We start from the raw sequence: 17,824 nt of genomic DNA on the forward strand, positions 1-17,824 counted from the left end.
ATCGCCCGGCGGAGGCAAGCGGGAAGTCCCAACGGAGCCCGGCGCACGCCGGCCCGTATCCACCGACTGCCGGCGAGGTGCCGGCAAGCTCCCGGAGGTCGTGCATGAAACAAGTCCGTTGGCTCTTTGCGGCGGTAGTCGCCGCGGCCACGGCGTCCACTCCGCTGACGGCTCAGGAGCCGGCAACGGTGACCGGACGTGTGACCAACGCGGCGGGCGCTCCCGAAAGCGCCGTGACCGTACGCATCAACGCCCTCGCAGCCGGCACCACCACGGCCGCTGACGGCACGTACCGCCTGGTGGTTCCCGCGTCGCGCCTGCAGTCGGCGCGGCAGGTGACGATCACCGCTTCGCGCGTGGGCCTCGCTTCGTCCTCGCGCACCGTGACGCTCTCGCCGGGCGCCAGCCTCACGCAGAACTTCCAGCTCGGCGCCGACGTGCTGCAGCTGGAGGGGATCGTGGCGACGGGCCAGGGTACGGCCACCACCCGCGAGCGCGTGACCACCGCCATCTCCACGGTCCGTTCCGAGGAGATCACGCAGTCCAACGAGCCCAACATCGTGACGGCGCTGGCGGCCAAGGCGCCGGGCGTCAACGTCATCAGCTCCTCCGGCGACCCGGGCGCGGGCACGTACATCCGCATCCGCGAGGCCGCCTCCATCGTGGGCGGCACCCAGCCGCTCTTCGTGGTTGACGGCACGCCCATCGACAACTCGTCGAACTCGGTGGAGCCGTCCAGCTTCGGCGTGTCCGGCACGGCGACGTCCAACCGCGCCACGGACATCAACCCGAACGACATCGAGAACGTCCAGATCCTCAAGGGCGCGGCGGCCACGGCCATCTACGGGTCGCGCGGCGCCAACGGCGTGGTGCTGATCACCACCAAGCGCGGCCGCGCCGGCCGCACGCAGGTGACGTACAGCCTTACGGCGGGCCGCGACCAGGTGTCGCAGCTTCCGGGGCTTCAGCGCACCAACGGGCGCGGGCTCTCGTACCTCGCGTACATCCCGCTGTACGAGACGATCGGCGATCTGAACGCCGACTTCGGCACCAACTTCGCCTCGTTCGACCAGGCGCGCACCGTGTTCCGCGACTCGACGTTCCAGAGCACGGCGAGCTTCGGCCGCCCGCTGACGGGCGTGGAGACGTTCGACCACGCGGAGGAGCTGTACGAGACCGGCACCCGGATGGAGAACAACCTCACCGTGTCCGGCGGCAGCGAGCGCACCACGTACTTCATGAGCGTGGGCCGCAACAGCGTGGACGGCACGCTGCGCGGCAACTCGGCGTTCGCGCGCAACTCGGTGCGCCTCAAGGGGTCGCACGCGCTGTTCAGCGACCTGCAGATCAACGGCAACATCGCGTACGCCCGCACCGAGGCCGACCTGGTGCAGCAGGGCTCCAACACCAGCGGCATCCTGCTGGGCGCGCTGCGCACGCCGCCGGAGTTCAACAACTGCCTGCCGTCGTCGCAGCTCAAGGCGGGGCAGCCGTGCTACGTGAACCCGGAGACGGGGCTCCAGCGGTCGTACCGCCGCCCGAACCCCACCGACATCAACCAGTCGTCGCTGTACGACAACCCGTTCTTCGTCGCCCAGGCGGGGCAGAACTGGAGCGAAGTCGGCCGCACCATGGGCAACGTCGGGCTGGACTACACCCCGGCCTCGTGGCTGCGCGTGAACTACGTGCTCGGCGTGGACTACTACTCCGACGAGCAGCTGTCGTACATGCCCAACAGCTCGGCTTCGTTCTCCACCGGGCGGGTGATCACGGCCACGTTCAACGACCTGATCCTCGACTCCAACCTGTCCGCCACGGCGAGCGGGACCCTGGGGCGCAACCTGGTGGGAAGCCTCACGGTGGGGCAGAACCTGAACCAGGAACAGTACAGCCGTAACCTGCTGACGACGACGAACCTGTTCCCGGGCACGCAGCAGTCGGACTTCGGCGTCGACCGCATTCCGGACGAGTTCGAGTACGAGAGCCGCACCGACGGCTACTTCGCCACCGGCGAGACGACGTTCGCGGACCAGCTGACCCTTACGGCCACCGGCCGTATGGACGGCTCCTCGACGTTCGGCGGCGACGGCAAGCGCTTCTTCTACCCGAGCGTCGGCGTGAGCTGGGCGTTCACCAAGCTGGGCGCGTTCGACAACGTGAGCTGGCTGGACTTCGGCAAGCTGCGCGCTTCGTGGGGCCGCGTGGGCCGCCAGCCGCCGGTGTTCTCCAACACCAGCGGCTACACCACCGGCGCCTTCATCGACGGCTACGTGCAGGGCAACGGCCTGAACTCGGTGTACAACGGGCTCACCGGCATCTTCACGCAGTCGCTGCGCGGCAACCCGAACATCACCCCCGAGGTGAAGACGGAGACCGAGATCGGTGGCGACCTGGCCTTCTTCGGCCGCCGCGTGTCCGCCGGGCTCACGTACTACACCAACAAGACCAAGGACGTGATCCTGCCGGTGCCCACGGCGTACAGCCTGGGCCGCGTGCAGGAGTACGCGAACGTGGCCGAGTTCGAGGGGAGCGGCTGGGAAGCCACCCTCGACGTGGCCCCGGTGCAGAGCCGCCGCTTCGGCTGGACGGTGAACGGCACCTACACCCGCAGCCGCACCTGCGTGACCGCGCTTCCGGGCACCGAGGAGCTCTCGCTGGACGGCTTCACGGGCTCCACGGTGTCGCTGGTGGCGCCGGGCGCCGCGGGCACCAAGGGGTGCAACCCCTTCGGCGTGTTCTTCGGCCAGGACTTCGTGCGCTTCGGCCGCGGGTCGCTGATCGACGGCGAGAACATCGACCAGCTGTACCCGAACGCCAAGCCGGGCGCGCTGTACATCGGCGAGGACGGCTTCCCCATCACGGACGACGTGTCGCGCGTGGCGGGCGATCCGAACCCGGACTGGATGGCCAGCATCCGCAACAGCTTCACGCTGGGCACCAACCTCCGCCTCTCCGCGCTGTTCGACATCCGCCACGGCGGCGACGTGTGGAACGGCACCAAGGGCGCACTGTACTTCTTCGGCACCAGCGAAGAGACGATCCCCTTCCAGGGCGAGGGCTTCAAGGCCGCCTTCGGCGATTTCGCGCTGGCCAACGGCACCAAGCCGGACGTGGCGGGCCCGGGCGCCGGCCAGGTGGTTCCGCTGAACTGGGCCACGTGGCAGCAGGGCGGCATCGGCAGCGGGTTCACCGGTCCGTTCTCGCAGTTCATCGAGGACGGGAGCTTCGTGAAGCTGCGCGACGTCTCCATCTCGTACACGCTGGACCAGGGCTGGCTCAGCCGCATGGGGATCGGTTCGGCCGACATCACCCTGAGCGGGCGCAACCTGCGCACCTGGACCGACTACACCGGGATCGACCCGGAGTCGAACCTGGTGGGCGAGCGCAACGGCCGCGGGCTCGACTACTTCAACAATCCGCAGACGCGTTCGTACGTGATCTCGGTCAACCTGAACCGCTGACGCGTCTAGCAAGGAGCTATCGCACATGAAGAACCGTACCTGGAAGGGCCGCGCGATCGCGGCGGCCCTCCTGGTCGGCTCCCTCGGAGGATGCGATTTCATCGACATCTCCGACGCCGACCCCAACATCATCACCCAGCCGACGCTGCCCAGCCTGTTCGTGTCGACGCAGGTGAACTCGTTCCTCGTGGCCGAGGGGCAGCTCGCGCGTACGGCCGCGGTGTGGACGCAGCAGCTGGCCGGCACCGACCGGCAGTTCGCCCTCCTCGACCGGTACGACATCACCGAGGAAGACGCGGACGGCGAGTTCGCTTCGCTCTACACGGGCGGCGGGCTGGTGGACATCCGCCGCGCCCGCGCCATCGGCGACTCGGTGGGCTGCGCGCAGTGCTCGGCGCTGTTCTCGATCCACGAGGCGTACCTGATCGGGATGGGCGCGTCGATCTTCGGCGACCTTCCGTACCGTGGGGCCCTGGTGGAGGGCACGCCGGCGCCGCTCGACCCGCAGGCGCAGGTGTACGCGGACGTGCAGGCGCTGCTGGACCAGGCGATCACCAGCCTGTCGACCGCGCCCACGGGCGGCGCGTCGGCGTTCTACACGCAGCTCTCGGCGGTGGACCTGATCTACGGCGGAAGCCGGCCGCGCTGGGTGGCGGCCGCGCACACGCTGAAGGCCCGCTACTACATGCACTGGGTCGAGGCGCAGCTCGCCGGCGGCGCTTCGGCGACGATGGCGGCCACCGCGTGCGGCGGCAACTGCATCACCAAGGCGCGCGCCGAGGCGCTGGCGGGCATCCAGAGCGCGTCGGGCGACTGGCGCGCGTTCCACACCGAGACCAGCTCCGAGGCGAACTTCTTCTACCAGTTCTTCGACGAGCGCGCCGGCTACCTTGCGGCGGGCAACCACCTGGTGGAGCTGCTCAAGACCCGCAACGACCCGCGCCTGGCCGTGTACTTCGAGCCGGTGTCGGGCAACAACTACGTGGGCTCGCGCGCGGGTGAGGCGAACCAGTCCGCGTCGGTGCTGAACACCGAGGGCGCGGGCGCGGCGGACTATCGCCAGCCGATGGTGACCTGCGCGGAGAACCAGTTCATTCTGGCCGAGGCGGAGTTCCGCCTGGGGAACACGACCCCGGCGCGCAACGCGCTGAAGGCCGGGATCGCCTGCGCCGCGGCCCAGTCGGGCGTGACGATCACGAACCCCACGTCGGCCCAGGTGGACGCGCTGTCGGGCAATGCGCTTCTGACGGAGATCATCACCCAGAAGTACATCGCCAACTTCCTGAACATCGAAGTCTACAACGACTACAAGCGCACCTGCCTTCCGAGCCTGACGACGTACAACAACAAGGCGGTTCCGGGGCGGCTGTTCTACGGCCAGCAGGAGCGCCAGACCAACCCGAACATCCCGCCGCCGGACCAGCAGCCGCGGCGCAACGCCAACGACCCGACTCCCTGCCCCGGGTCCTGATCCGGCGGGTGATTCTGGACGCGCGCCTCACGGGGCGCGCGGCCAGGGGAGCCCGGCGGCACGGTCTGTAGCCGGCACGCAGGTTGCCGGGGTCCCGGGCGACGTTTCGTCGCCCGGGACTTTTTCTCACGAGCGGGCAAAGGGAGGTCGAGTGACCATGCTCCTGCGACAGAAGCGGATGGTGCGGCCGGTGGCGGCGCTCCTCCTTTCGCTGTCCTTTCTCAACGGGTGCTTCGCGTACGCGCCTGCGAACGGCGTGGCGCCGCGGCCGGGCGCCCGCGTGCGGGTGCAGCTCCGCGAGCCGCAGGTGGTGAAGCTGGGCGAGCTGACCGCCAACGACGTGGTGTCGCTGATCGGCGAGGTGGTGACGGAAGACAGCTCGCAGATCGTGCTCTCCGCGCTGAGCGCCACCACGCGCTCGGGCTTCGAGCACGCGGCCAACGGCGAGACGGTGCGGGTGCCGCGGAGCAACGCGGCGGCCGTGAGCGTCAACCGCGTGTCGCTGGTGCGCACGGCGGGGCTGGCGGGGCTGGTGGCGCTCGGCGGGGCGGCGTTCGTGTCCGGCGTACGCGCGGGCCGTGCCAGCAACGGCGGCGGCGGCAGCGGCGGGGGCAACCAGCAGTAGCGCCCACCGCGCCTCGGGCGTGATGGCGGCCAGACATCGGAAGCTCCGGTGTCTGGCCGTCTTCGTTTGAACGGCAACAGCGGCCTCACACAGAGACACAGAGGCACAGAGAGAAAAGCAAAAGCGAAAAGCATCACACAAACGCCACCCAAGGAAATCGAACACCCCAGAGAAACTTTTGTGGTTCTCTCTCTGTGTCTCTGTGTCTCTGTGTGAGCCATGCAGTTGCAGTTCTCCGCTGAATCTTCTGCGTCTCCGCGGGTGGCCTGCCTCTTGCGCCCGGCCGGCGCCATGGCAACTCCTCCCAACGTTCCCAACGAACGCCGGAAAGCAGGCAACGACCGGCGGACGAAGAGCGGCGGGTTCGATCCGCGGCGCACAGGCTTCGGCATCGGGCCCCTCCTCCTGCTCGTCCTGGCCGGGCTGCTGGCGGTCAACCTGTTCACCAACCGCGGCCCCACCGACCTGGGGTACAGCGAGCTCAAGGGCCGCATCCGCCAGGGACAGGTGGCGCGCGCCACCCTCAGCACCACCGCCATCACCGCCGTTCCGCGCGACTCCGTGGGCCCCAAGGGGCGCGTGGTGTGGCGCAGCGAGCGCATCGTGGGCGAGGACGAGACGCTGACTGGGATCCTGGACCAGGCGGGGGTGCGCTACGAGTACGAGCAGCCCTCCCGCTGGACGGGGCTGGTGATGCTCTTCCTTCCCCTGCTGGTGCTGGTGGGGCTCTTCACCTTCTTCACCCGCCGCATGAACCCCACGCAGGGGGTGCTCACGGTGGGAAAGAGCCGCGCGCGCATCGTGGGCGAGGAGGGGACGGGCGTCACCTTCGACGACGTGGCGGGGGTGGACGAGGCGAAGCAGGAGACGTACGAGGTGGTGGAGTTCCTCAAGCACCCGGAGAAGTTCGCCAAGCTGGGCGCCAAGATCCCCAAGGGCGTCCTCCTGGTGGGCCCCCCGGGGACGGGGAAGACGCTCCTGGCCCGCGCGGTTGCCGGCGAGGCGGGGGTCACCTTCTTCTCCATCAGCGGCGCCGAGTTCGTGGAGATGTTCGTGGGCGTGGGCGCGGCGCGCGTGCGCGACCTCTTCGCGCAGGCCAAGGCGCAGTCGCCGTGCATCATCTTCATCGACGAGCTGGACGCGCTGGGGAAGGCGCGCGGCCCGGGCGGCGTGCTGGGCGGCAACGACGAGCGCGAGCAGACGCTCAACCAGCTCCTGGTGGAGATGGACGGCTTCGACCCGCGCATGGCCGTCATCATCATGGCCGCCACCAACCGCCCGGAGATCCTGGACCCCGCGCTGCTGCGCCCAGGCCGCTTCGACCGGCAGATCCTGGTGGACCGACCCGACGTCAACGGCCGGCTTGAGATCCTGCGCATCCACGCCAAGGACGTGCAGTTGGGCGAGGACGTGAACCTGGAAAAGATCGCGCGGCGCACCCCGGGCTTCGTGGGCGCGGACCTGGCGAACCTGCTCAACGAGGCGGCGCTCCTGGCCGCGCGGCGCGACCTGGCCGCCGTGACGCTCAAGGAGATCGACGACGCGGTGGACCGCATCATCGCGGGGCTGGAGAAGAAGAACCGGCTGATCAACGAGAAGGAGCGCACCATCGTGGCCTACCACGAGGCCGGCCACGCCATCGTCGCCGAGCGCGTGCCCACGGCCGACCCGGTGCACAAGATCTCCATCATCCCTCGCGGCGTGGCGGCGCTGGGGTACACGCAGCAGCTCCCCACCGAGGACCGCTACCTGCTCACCAAGCAGGAGCTGATGGACCGCATCGCCGTGCTCCTGGGCGGGCGCGTGGCGGAGGAGATCGTCTTCAACGAGATCTCCACCGGCGCGGGCAACGACCTGGAGCGGGTGACGGAGCTGGCGCGCAGCATGGTGATGGAGTACGGGATGAGCCGCGAGCTGGGCCCGGTGAACCTTTCCGGTCCGCGCCGCAGCCAGTTCCTGCAGGGCCCCGACGGCGGCACCGCGCAGCGCTCGTACAGCGAGGAGACCGCCCGCGCCATCGACGCGGAGATCCGCGGCCTCATCGACGGGACGTACGAGCGGGTGCGGCGCATCCTGACGCAGGACCGCGAGGTGCTGGAGGTGCTCTCGCAGCGCCTGCTGGAAGTGGAGGTGGTGGACGAGGCGGACCTGCGGCGGATCATGAACCTTCCGCCGCGCACCCACGAGCCGTCCGAGGACCGCATCGTGGTGCCCCCGCCCGTCAAGGGCGGCCTGATGGACGACGACACCCGCGCCGCCTCGTCCGCGCGTGGCGAGACGCTGCCCGACTGACAACGGAGGAGGAACGGTGCCCAAGGATCCACGCTACAGCGAGAAGAGCCCCCACACGGCCGACGAGCAGGCCGCTCCGGCCCCGGAGCGGCCCACCAACACCGACGAAGCCGCGGGGATGAGCAACGAGGAGGGCCGCGGCCCCTCGCAGGCCGAAGGCGAGCGCGTGGAGGACGGCGACGGGGACGGGAACTAGCGCCCGTTCCACCAGCGGGGGCGAGTAAACTCGCGGCAACAACCGCACAAAGTCCGCCTTCGCGGACTCCCGGTCGGATGCCGCGTTTCTCGAGCCCACTTCAGTGGGCTTCGCGTGGTTCCAGCCGGGGGATTCATTCCCCGGCGATCCGGGCACCCATCCCGCCCCCCTCAAACCTGCGAAGGCAGGTTTCCCGCGGTTGTTGCAGCGGTTTCAACCGCCGGCCCCCACCAGCCCCTCGATGATCTCCGCGCCGCGCAGGGCAGCACCGCGGCCGGCTTCGACGTAACGGCGCGCGGCGGCGCCGGAGGGGTGGCGCGCGGCGGGGTCGGCCAGTCGGCGCAGCGTCTCGGCGAGGTGCGCGGTGCCGGTGACCTCGAACCCCCCACCGGCGGCCACCAGCTCGGCGGCTTCGCGGGCGTTGGCGTGGCGGGGGCCGAAGAGGACCGGCGCGCCGAACGCCGCCGGCTCCAGCACCGAGTGCAGCCCCGCGGTGCCGAAGCCGCCGCCCACGTACGCCACATCCGCCAGCGCGTACAGGTCGCCCAGGATGCCCACGCGGTCCACCAGCGTGACCGCGGGCACCTCCGCGCTCGCCTCCACCGCGGAGAGGCGGACGTGCGGGAGCGCGTGTGCGCTCAGGGCGGCTTCGGTGCGGGCGAGGTGCGCCTCCGTGGGCTCGTGCGGCACCAGGATGAGGCGGAGCGGGAGCCCGTCCGCGCGCAGACGTGCAAGCGCGGGGATGAGGTGGTCCTCGTCCGCCGGCCAGGTGGAGCCGGCGACCAGCGTGAGGCCGGGCCATGCCGCGAACGGCGCCAGGAGCGGAGAGCCGCGGTCCACGCGGGCGGCGCGTTCCCAGACCTGGTCGAAGCGCGCATCCCCCATCACCGTGCGCCGCTCGGGAGGCACGCCCAGCGCGGCGAAGCGGTCCGCATCGGACTGAGATATTGCGGCGACGATGTTCAGGCGCCCGTACGCGGGGGCCAGCAGCGCGCGCGCGACCCCGCCCAGCCGGCTGGAGGATGCCGGAAGAGTCGCGCTCAGGAGCGCCAGCCGCACGCCGCGCGCGCTCGCCTCTCGCGTGAGGACGGGCCACACGTCCGTCTTGGAGAAGGCGAACACGCGCGGCCGCAGCAGGTCCAGCGCGCGTCCTACGTCGCTCGCCAGGTCGAAAGGCAGGTAGTCCGTGAAGTCCGCGGCGATGGTGCGGGCGAACGACTCGGCGGAGGGGGAGAAGTAGGTGTACGCCACCTGGATGTCGGGGCGGCGGGCACGGAGCGCCTCCACGACGGCGCGCGCCTGCAGCCCCTCGCCCACGCTCGGCGCGTGGAACCAGACGAGCGGCCGAGACGGGTCACGTTCCGCATCCCCCCAGGCGGCCATCCGCTGCAGGACGCCGCGCCGCCCGCGAATGCCGCGCGCCAACTTTCCCTCTCCGCGCGAGGCGAGCGGGAGGAGAGGGCGCGCCGCTGCGAGGGCCAGGGTGTAGATGCGTTCCGAGATCGCCATGGCCGCAAGCTACCCCGGCCCGCGCTCCGCCCACAACCCGCGCGCGAAGCACCCCGCCGCCCTGGCACGGGCGGCGGGGTGCTCCAATGGGACGACGGGACGCTACCGGTCCACCACGTCGCCGACGATCACGACGCGCTCCAGCTCCACGTCCGCGGTCGGGGTGACGGCGGGGGTGGAGGGCGGCATCGGCGCGACGGGGGGCATGGGGGCGGCGGCCGTCGCGGGGGTGGGAGCCGGCACCGGGGCGGGCGCGGCGGAGGTGTACTCGCGCGGCGCGGGCGCCTCCTCGTAGCGGTCGGCGCGGGCCTGGAGGTAGCGCCAGACGGCGTATCCGGCCGCCGCGGCGGCGACCCCCGCCACCACCACGCCCAGCGATCCGCCCTCTTCCTCTTCCTCCACGTGCACCGGGACGTGCTCGGCAAAGAGCTCGGCGACAGCCTGGTTGAACACCGGCAGGTCGTGCGGCCCGCGGCTGGAAACCCAGTTGCGGTCGCGCACCACCGGCTCGTCCGTCCACAGCCCGCCGGCGTTGAGGACGTCGTGCTTGATCCCCGGCCACGAAGTCAGCCGCCGGCCCGACACCATCCCCGCCGAGATCGGCACCCAGGGCGCGTGGCAGATCATGGCGATGGGCTTCCCCCGCGAGTTGAAGGCGGAGACGAAGTCCAGCACGCGCTCGTTCTGGCGCAGCGCGTCCGGGTTGGCGAGGCCGCCGGGAAGGAGGAGCGCGTCGTAGTCCTCCACGCCGATCTCATCCAGCGTGTAGCTCACCTTCACCTTCTTCCCCGGGTACATGCCGTTCACGCCGCGGATGCGCCCCGGGTGGATGGAGATGATGTCCACCTCGGCGCCACGGTCCTCCAGATCCTCCACGGGCGAGGTGAGCTCCACCTGCTCGAAGCCGTCCGCCGCGAGCACCGCTACTCTAAGTCCTTCCAGGCTGTCGTTTCGCATCCCATCTCCTCCTGAGTTCGCTCATTACTCCGCGCTCGATCGCGGGGCGCCCGGCCGGTGCAAGACCTTTGCCGAAGGTGCTCTGCGAAGAACCCCAAAGCATCACACAGAGAACACGGAGGGAACCGCGAAGGCACAGAGAAACCCTTCCGCCCTCCTTTCCGTGCCCCTCTGTGGCTCTGTGTGACGCGCTGTCGGGGATATTGGCGCAACCCGTTACGTGGCAACGGGTTGAGTGTCGTGGAGCAGGGCGCGGGGGCGCGGACAAGGTTGACACCGCGGGAAGTGGGCGTGTATCATAGGCTCCTACACGACTTCAACTTGCAGTATCGGACCCTTCCGTCCACCAGTCCTCGCAGCCCGAAGTTCATGCCTCGATCCCGCTGGACGCTGATGCTCGTTCCGCACGACAACGAGCGCGTCCTCTCCTGGCAGGTCACCCGCCGGACCATCCGCACCGCCATCTCCGGCGCGGTCGCCGTCGTCCTCCTCTTCGCCATCTTCGGCGTCGGCTTCTTCGCGAAGCAGGGACGCTCGCTGCACAACGCCCAGCTTCGCCGCGAGAACCAGCTTCTCGCCGCCGAGGTGGACCAGATGCGCGAGCAGATGGCGGAGCTGAACCAGTCGATCGACCAGCTTGCCCTCAAGGACGAGCAGTACCGCACCATCGCGGGGCTCCCGGAGCTGGACAAGGACGTGAAGAAGGTGGGGATCGGCGGGCCCGGCTCGTCGCTGGCGGACGCGGCGCTGATGCACGTGAACCCCGGGGTGGGGCGCAAGCTGGAGAACGCGGAAGGAAACCTGGGTGTCCTGGCGCGGCGTGCGCGGCTGCTGCAGGCATCGCTGGACGAGGCGCTGGGCGCGCTGCGCAGCAACAACGAGCGGATGGCCCGCACCCCCTCCATCGCCCCCGCCAGCGGCCACCTGTCGTCGCTCTTCTCCAGCGCCCGCGCGCACCCGGTGCTCCGCATCACCCGCCCGCACAAGGGGATCGACATCGCCGCCCGTATTGGCCAGCCGATCCTCGCGCCGGGGAAGGGACGCGTGACGTTCTCCGGGAACCGCTCCAACGGCTACGGCAACATGGTGGAGATCGACCACGGCTACGGCTACATCACCCGCTTCGCCCACGCCTCGCGCCTGCACGTGCGAACCGGCGAGATGGTGCAGCGCGGCGACGTGATCGCCGAGGTGGGCGCCACCGGGCTGACCAGCGGGCCGCACCTTCACTACGAGGTGGAGCAGAACGGGCGCCAGGTGGACCCGCTCAACTTCATCGTCGCGGACGCGATTCCGGACTGAGCCGGGGCTGACGGCGCGGGACGGATTCAAGGAGCGCCTCCGGGCGCTCCTTGCTGTATGTGGGGGCGGGGGGCAGTTTGGGGGCGGAGAGTCCTAAGTGCTAAGTGCTAAGTCCTGAACAGCGGTGCGTTAGTGCGTGAGTGCGCTTTTACCCAGCACTTGGCACTTAGGACTTAGCACTTCCGTTTTTTCCAATACCTGGCTTCGATGCTGAACCTTTTACTCCTCGCCGCGCTGGCCGCGGATACCACTTCGCCCCCGATGCCGCAGGATGGGCCGGCGGTTACGGTGCACCGGCAGCCGGCGCTGCCGCTGGTGGCGCTGCGCCTTTCGCTATTGGCGGACGACCCGCGCGGGTTCGCGGGGGCTGGGCACCTGATCCAGCACCTCCACCTCCCGGCCATGGAGGAGCAGGCGGCGCGGGTGGGGGCGCGCGTGCAGGCGTCGCGCACGTCCGACGCGCTGGTGTACCTGGTGACCGGGCCCGCTTCGGAGCTCGGGTATCTGGCGGGGGTGCTGCGGGGCGCACTGCGCGCGCCACAGCCCGGGCAGGGCGAGATGCTGCTGGCGCTGAACGCGCTCTCGCAGGAACGGGCGGCGGAACGCGAGACGGCCGCGTCGTACGTGCGCGCGGCGCTCCGGCAGGGGATCTTTCCGCAGGAGCTTCCCGCGGCCGGCACCCCATCGTCCGCGGCGCGGCTGGAGTCGGCGCCGCTGGATGCGCTGTGGGGGGAGATGTACGCGCCGGAGCGCGTCTCGGTGGTCGCCGTGGGGAACGTGGATGCGGGGGAGGTGGCGCGAGCGCTCCGCTCCCTTCCCGCCGCCGGCGAGGCACGGCTCCCCGAGACGCCTGTGGACACCGCTCCCGCGCTTGCGGCCGACACCCCGCAGGCGAGCCGCGCGTGGACGGGGTGGGCCGTGGCGGCGCCGGACGCGGACGCGGCGACGCTCTCGGTGGCCGCGCGGCTGGTGAGGAGCCGGCTGCGGCGCACGATCCCCAACGCCACCGTCGAGGTGGAGCACTGGTGGACGCACCGCGGGCACGCGCTGGCCATCGTCGCCGCGACCACGGGGGAGCGGGCGGCGGCGGCGCGGCGCAGTGTGGCCGGCGCGCTGGCGGCGACCGCGACGGCGCTGGATGAGGGCGCAGTGCGCGACGCGGCGGCCGGGGTGCGGCGCGACCTCCTCTTCTTCAGCCGCACGCCGGAGCGCATGGCCGAGGTGCTCGGCGCCTTCGCCGACCGCGGCGAGGGCGGGGAGGCGGCGCAGCGATTCTTCGCCGCGCTGGACGCGGTGACGGTCGATTCCGTGCGCGCCGCGCTGGAGGGCGCACGCGGCGGCACGCCCGTCACCGTGAGCGTGGCCCCGCAGCGGCTGGTGCCCAACTGATGCGGGCCCTCGTTCTCGCGCTGGCGGCGGCGCTCGTGTGCGCCCCCGTGTTCGCGCAGGACCGCATCCTGGTGCGCTCCGAGCCCGGCACGCCCGTGGTGACCGTCGAGGTGCTCCTGGCCGCCGGCCCCGCCGACGAGCCGGAGGGGGAAGAAGGCGTCGCGTACCTCGCCGCCCGATCCGTGGTGGCGCCGATCCTTTCCGTGCTCGACTCGTTGGGCGCGCGGCTGCGGGTGGAGGGGGGCAAGGACGCCGTCTCCATGACGCTGACCGCCGCGCCCGATGCGTGGGACGAGGCCACGCGCACCCTGCTCGTCGCCCTCTTCCGCGATCCGCTGGAGGCGTCGGCCATCACCCGCCAGCGCGCCGCCCTGGTGGCCGAGCTGACGGCGCGCGAGACCAGCCCCGCCGATGCCCTCAAGCGCGAGGTCGACGCGGCCGTGTGGGGGCGCGACCACCCGTGGGGGCGCCCGGCAGTGGGGACGGCCGCGACGGTGGGGCGCATCGAGCCCGCCGCGGTGGAGGCGTTTCTGCGCCGCGCCTTCTCGCAGGAGCGCGCCGTGATCGCCGTCGTCGGCCCCGTGGAGCGCGCCGACGTGGACGCGCGGGTGCTGGCGTTCCTGGAGCCCGGCGCCCTGCGCGCCGGCGAGGTGCCGCCGCCCACCCGCGGCGACACGGCGGTGCACACGGAGTACAACGCCATCACCGCCTGGGTCGCCGCCAGCTACCGCTTCGGCCCCGGCGCGGACGTGGAGTCGATCCGCATGCTGGGAAGCCTCGTGCTGGACCAGGTCGGCTTCGGCCCCAGCCGCCGCTCCGTGTACGACCAGGGCGTGGAGGTCGTGCGCCACGCGGGCGGCGGCGAGCTGCGCATCCACCTGGTCGTGCCCCCACGCGAGGCGGAGGCATGGGGCACGCGCATGCGCGAGGCGGTGGCCGGGTACGCCGGCGCGCCCGTCTCGGAGGCGGCGTTCACGGAGCGGGCGCGGCGCTTTCGCGGACGCCGGCTGCTGGAGCTGGACTCGCCCGAGGCGCGGGCCGATGCCCTGGCGCGCGGCGCGCTGGTGGGCGAGCGCGGAGACCCGCTGGCCGCCGTGCAGCGCGTGACCGCCGAGCGCCTCCACGCCGCCGCCCGCTCGCTGGACGCGCCGGTGATGGTGTACCTGGGGCCGTTCGAGAAGGATCGGGAGTAGGGGTCGACCCCTTTTCCGGCGGTTGAAACCGCTGCAACAACCGCGGGAAGCCTGCCTTCGCAGGCTCCTCGGAGGAAATCGGTGCCGGTGGCGGAGGTGGGTGCGGCGGCCGGGTTCCGGGGGATGAATCCCCCGGCTGGAACGACGGGAAGGCGGCTAAAGCCGACTCGACAAATGCGAGATTGGACTCGGTTTCGCGAAGGTGGACTGGCCGTCGTGTGCACGAGCCCACTTCAGTGGGCTTCGCGTGGTTCCAGCCGGGGGGTTCACCCCCCGGTGAGAACGGGGCCGCGTCCACATCGGACGCGGCCCCGTTGTTGTCCAGTCTTGAAGACGGCTACGGCGCAGGGGGCGCGGCGGGTGCCGCGGCCCCGCCGAACTCCACCTTGGGGGCCTCGTTGGAGCCGGCGGGCTCGCGGTAGGGCTCCTTGCGCGTGGCGCCGCTGAAGCGGGCGGTCATCGCCTGCGGGAACTGGCGGATGTACGTGTTGTACTCGCGCACCGCCCCGTTGTAGTCGCGCCGAGCCACCGCGATCCGGTTCTCGCTCTCGGCGAGCTGGTCCTGCAGGCCGCGGAAGCTCTGCGTGGCGTTGAGCTGCGGGTACGCCTCGCGCGACACGTTGATGAAGGTGCCGATCTGGCGCGTCACCTGCTCGTCCGCCGCCGCCATGGCGGCCACGTCGCCGGCCTGCACCGCCTGGTTCAGCTTCTGGGCGGACTGCTGGAGTCCCTGCTGCGCCTGCGCCACCGCCTGGCCGCTGCGCGCCTTGGCCACGTCCGTAAAGGTGCCGCGCTCGAAGTTCGCCGCGCCTTCCACGGTCTTGACCATGTTGGGGATGAGCTGGTTGCGCGCCGTCAGCTCCACGCCGACGTTGGCGCGGGCCTGCTCGACCGTTTCGTCCAGCTGCTGGATGCGGTTGTAGCCGCACCCGGAAAGCGACGCGCCCAGCGCCGCCACTGCCACAATGTTCGCGAGCCGCATCGGATCTCGTCCTCTCAAGGAAATCGGGTCGGGGCGGTGCCCGTGCACCGCGCCCGTTTCTATCTGCAAAAAGCGTCCTACGCGCCGTTCGTAAGCCGGTCCACCCACACGGCGACGCGCTCCACCGCGTCCAGATACCCCGCCACCACCGGCGAGTCGGCCGCGGGGCTCAGCTTTGCGCCGCCGGTCCGCGCACGCCAGATCTCCAGGAGCGGCGCGGGATCGAACCCCACGCGCGCCGCCGTCGCCCTCAGCGTCTCCTCCGGATCGCGCGGCACGGGGTCGCCGGCCAGGCGCAGCACCGTGCGAAAGAGCACCAGGAAGGTGGGGAACGACTTCACCAGCAGCGTCCCCAGCTCCGCCGGCTCGCCGGCCGCAAGCATGAAGTGCTCACGGAGCTGGATGTGCTTCCCCTTGATCTCGCGCTCGCACTGGCGGCGCAGGTCCTCGGCCTGCACCTCGATCCCCTGTACGGGATCGGAGCCCGCCAGCACCAGGTGCGCGTCGCGGATGTCCGAGTACTCGATGGGGAAGACGTCCGCCGAGCGGTGCCACTCCTCCTCGCCCAGGATCATGGGCGGCGGGTTGCGCTCCGCCACCCAGCGCCGCGCCAGCGCCGATCCGCGCCGCAGCGACGCCGCCCCCGTGCCGCGCAGCAGCACCAGCACGTTGAGGTCCGACACTCCCTCTCTGTACTCCCCGCGCGCCGCCGATCCGTAGAGGACCACCGACACCAGGTCGTCGCCGAAGGCGTCCTTGAGCTCCGCCGCGAAGGCGTGGGCCCGCTCCATCGCATCTGCCATCAGTGCCGCTCCGCCGTCGGGTTCACCATTCACCTCCCCCGCCACCACCGCCGCCGCTCCCGCCGCCGAACCCACCGAAGCCGCCCCCGCCCCATCCGCCGCCCCCGCCGAAGCCGCCACCGCCCCACCCGCCGCCGATGGGGAAGGGGATGATGACGGGCCCGCCGTAGCCGCGCCTTCGCCTTCCGCCGCCCCCTCCGCCGCCGCGCCCGCGCATGAAGAGGAAGAAGAAGATCAGCAGCATGAAGATGAAGCCGGGGCTCATTCCGCCGCCCCGCCGCCCCGTCCGTGTGGCGGGCTGCTGCTGTTCCGCGGGGACGGCGCCCGTGAGCTGGAAGCCGAAGCGCCCGGCGTACTGCTGCGCGATCGCCCCCACACCGGCCTCGATCCCGGGCCCGAACTGCCCCTGGCGGAAGGCGGGGAGGATGACCTCGTCGCGGATGCGCCCCGCCTCCGCGGCGGTGATGAAGGCGTTGGTGCCGTAGCCCAGCTCGATCCTCACCTGCCGCTCGCGCAGCGCCACCAGCAGCAGCGTCCCCGTGTTGGCGGTGGAATCTCCCACCCCCTGCGCGCGCTTGCCGATCCCCCACTCGCGCAGGATCTGGAGCCCCACCTCGTCGCGCGTGCGCCCCTGCAGCGACGGCAGGGTCACGACCACGATCTCGCCGCCGGACTTGAGGCGCACCTCGTCGGCGATGCGGGTGATGGCCGCCTCGCTCTCCGCGTCGATGATGTTCGCGAAGTCGTTGACGTAGCCGGTGGGCCTGGGGATCTGGAGCGGCTGCGCCCCGGCCCCGCCCGCAAGCAGCAGGAGCGCGCCGGCGATGGATGCCAGGCGCCGCGCGTTTCCTTGCCCCGCCAGGGGGGCATCCGTACGTTGCATCCGCCCGATGTTCAGTCCAACCTCCGGAGCTCGTTCTGAGATGAAGCGACAGTTCGTGGTGCTGGCCCTGCTCGCGTGCGCCGCGGCGTGCGGCACCGACCCGAAGGTGGTGGTTCGCGCGTCGCTCACGCCCGGAGGGGAGCCCATCGCGGATCTCCCCGTCCAGCTTCTGCCCTACGACCGCGAGGAGCTTCTGGATTCGCTCGCCGAAGCCGCGGACGATCCCGAGCCGACTCTTCCGCAGGAAGTGCTCCAGCAGCAGCAGGCGCTCCAGGCCGAGTCCGCAACGGTGCGCCAGAAGGGGGACACGGCGGTCGCGCGCTGGAACGCGCAGCGGCGCGCCATCGCCGCGCAGGTAGCCGCCAACCAGCGTGCCCGCGCCGCCTGGCGTGACAGCGCCTACAAGGACTTCCCCGAGGTCGCGCGCAACGCCGCCCTCGCCCGCGAGCTCTCCGAAGCCATCGACACCACCGACGCCACCGGCCGCGCCGTTCTCCCCGCGGAGGAGGGCCAGTACTGGATCTACGCCCGCTACATCCTCCCCGACACGGAGTTGGAGTGGAACGTGAAGATGACCCTGACCGGCGACAGCACGGTGGTACCGCTGACCCGGTCGAACGCGAAGGAGAAGCCGCTGTTCTGAGGGGCGGGGAATGGGGAATGGGGAATGGGGAATGGGGAATGGGGAATGGGGAATGGGGAATGGGGAATGGGGAATGGGGAATGGGGAATGGGGAATGGGGAATGGGGAATGGGGAATG

General features: G+C 71.1%; 14 protein-coding genes. 9 read left to right on the forward strand and 5 right to left on the reverse strand.

Annotated elements, in window-relative coordinates; all coding sequences use genetic code 11:
• The first annotated feature begins 104 nt into the window (after positions 1-104).
• The 5 genes from VF647_03430 to VF647_03450 all read left to right on the forward strand — a co-directional run bounded on the left by VF647_03430 (position 105) and on the right by VF647_03450 (position 8,045).
• Entirely contained in the window at positions 105-3,461 is a 3,357-nt protein-coding gene (locus VF647_03430; GenBank protein HEX8451120.1) for a SusC/RagA family TonB-linked outer membrane protein, read from the forward strand.
• 25 nt (positions 3,462-3,486) lie between these two features.
• Positions 3,487-4,932: a SusD/RagB family nutrient-binding outer membrane lipoprotein gene (locus tag VF647_03435; GenBank protein HEX8451121.1), complete on the forward strand. Its 1,446-nt coding sequence runs from the start codon at positions 3,487-3,489 to the stop codon at positions 4,930-4,932.
• A 157-nt stretch (positions 4,933-5,089) separates the two neighbouring features.
• Positions 5,090-5,557 (forward strand): hypothetical protein, encoded by a 468-nt coding sequence (locus tag VF647_03440; protein HEX8451122.1) that lies wholly within the window; start codon positions 5,090-5,092, stop codon positions 5,555-5,557.
• Positions 5,558-5,848: 291 nt separating this feature from the next.
• Positions 5,849-7,849, forward strand: coding sequence for an ATP-dependent zinc metalloprotease FtsH (gene ftsH / locus VF647_03445; GenBank protein HEX8451123.1), 2,001 nt, complete (start codon positions 5,849-5,851; stop codon positions 7,847-7,849).
• A 16-nt stretch (positions 7,850-7,865) separates the two neighbouring features.
• Positions 7,866-8,045 (forward strand): hypothetical protein, encoded by a 180-nt coding sequence (locus VF647_03450; protein HEX8451124.1) that lies wholly within the window; start codon positions 7,866-7,868, stop codon positions 8,043-8,045.
• A gap of 213 nt (positions 8,046-8,258) precedes the next feature.
• Here VF647_03450 and VF647_03455 read toward each other — a convergent pair whose 3' ends face one another.
• On the reverse strand, positions 8,259-9,554 hold the full coding sequence (locus tag VF647_03455; GenBank protein HEX8451125.1) for a glycosyltransferase N-terminal domain-containing protein: 1,296 nt from the start codon (positions 9,552-9,554) through the stop codon (positions 8,259-8,261).
• Positions 9,555-9,656: 102 nt separating this feature from the next.
• The gene (locus tag VF647_03460; GenBank protein ID HEX8451126.1) at positions 9,657-10,511 is read right to left on the reverse strand and encodes a type 1 glutamine amidotransferase domain-containing protein; all 855 of its coding nucleotides are present in this window, start codon (positions 10,509-10,511) and stop codon (positions 9,657-9,659) included.
• A 369-nt stretch (positions 10,512-10,880) separates the two neighbouring features.
• Here VF647_03460 and VF647_03465 point away from each other — a divergent pair, with 369 nt between their 5' ends.
• The 3 genes from VF647_03465 to VF647_03475 all read left to right on the forward strand — a co-directional run bounded on the left by VF647_03465 (position 10,881) and on the right by VF647_03475 (position 14,395).
• On the forward strand, positions 10,881-11,813 hold the full coding sequence (locus VF647_03465; GenBank protein HEX8451127.1) for a M23 family metallopeptidase: 933 nt from the start codon (positions 10,881-10,883) through the stop codon (positions 11,811-11,813).
• A 207-nt stretch (positions 11,814-12,020) separates the two neighbouring features.
• Complete coding sequence (locus VF647_03470) at positions 12,021-13,202, forward strand: hypothetical protein (GenBank protein ID HEX8451128.1); 1,182 nt, start codon at positions 12,021-12,023, stop codon at positions 13,200-13,202.
• Positions 13,202-14,395 carry a hypothetical protein gene (locus VF647_03475; protein HEX8451129.1) on the forward strand — a complete coding sequence of 398 codons (1,194 nt, stop codon included), beginning with the start codon at positions 13,202-13,204 and terminating at the stop codon, positions 14,393-14,395. Before VF647_03470 ends, VF647_03475 begins: the two co-directional genes overlap by 1 nt.
• 337 nt (positions 14,396-14,732) lie before the next feature.
• On the opposite strand, the gene VF647_03480 is transcribed toward VF647_03475, so the two are convergent.
• The 3 genes from VF647_03480 to VF647_03490 all read right to left on the reverse strand — a co-directional run bounded on the left by VF647_03480 (position 14,733) and on the right by VF647_03490 (position 17,063).
• Positions 14,733-15,377: a LemA family protein gene (locus VF647_03480; protein HEX8451130.1), complete on the reverse strand. Its 645-nt coding sequence runs from the start codon at positions 15,375-15,377 to the stop codon at positions 14,733-14,735.
• 77 nt (positions 15,378-15,454) lie between these two features.
• Entirely contained in the window at positions 15,455-16,180 is a 726-nt protein-coding gene (locus VF647_03485; protein ID HEX8451131.1) for a nucleotidyltransferase domain-containing protein, read from the reverse strand.
• Between the two features lie 22 nt (positions 16,181-16,202).
• Entirely contained in the window at positions 16,203-17,063 is an 861-nt protein-coding gene (locus tag VF647_03490) for a TPM domain-containing protein (GenBank protein HEX8451132.1), read from the reverse strand.
• A 40-nt stretch (positions 17,064-17,103) separates the two neighbouring features.
• Here VF647_03490 and VF647_03495 point away from each other — a divergent pair, with 40 nt between their 5' ends.
• Positions 17,104-17,706 carry a hypothetical protein gene (locus VF647_03495; GenBank protein HEX8451133.1) on the forward strand — a complete coding sequence of 201 codons (603 nt, stop codon included), beginning with the start codon at positions 17,104-17,106 and terminating at the stop codon, positions 17,704-17,706.
• The last annotated feature ends 118 nt before the right edge of the window (positions 17,707-17,824 follow it).

Origin of the sequence: Longimicrobium sp., assembly GCA_036387335.1 — a bacterium.
Taxonomy (GTDB): Bacteria; Gemmatimonadota; Gemmatimonadetes; order Longimicrobiales; family Longimicrobiaceae; genus Longimicrobium.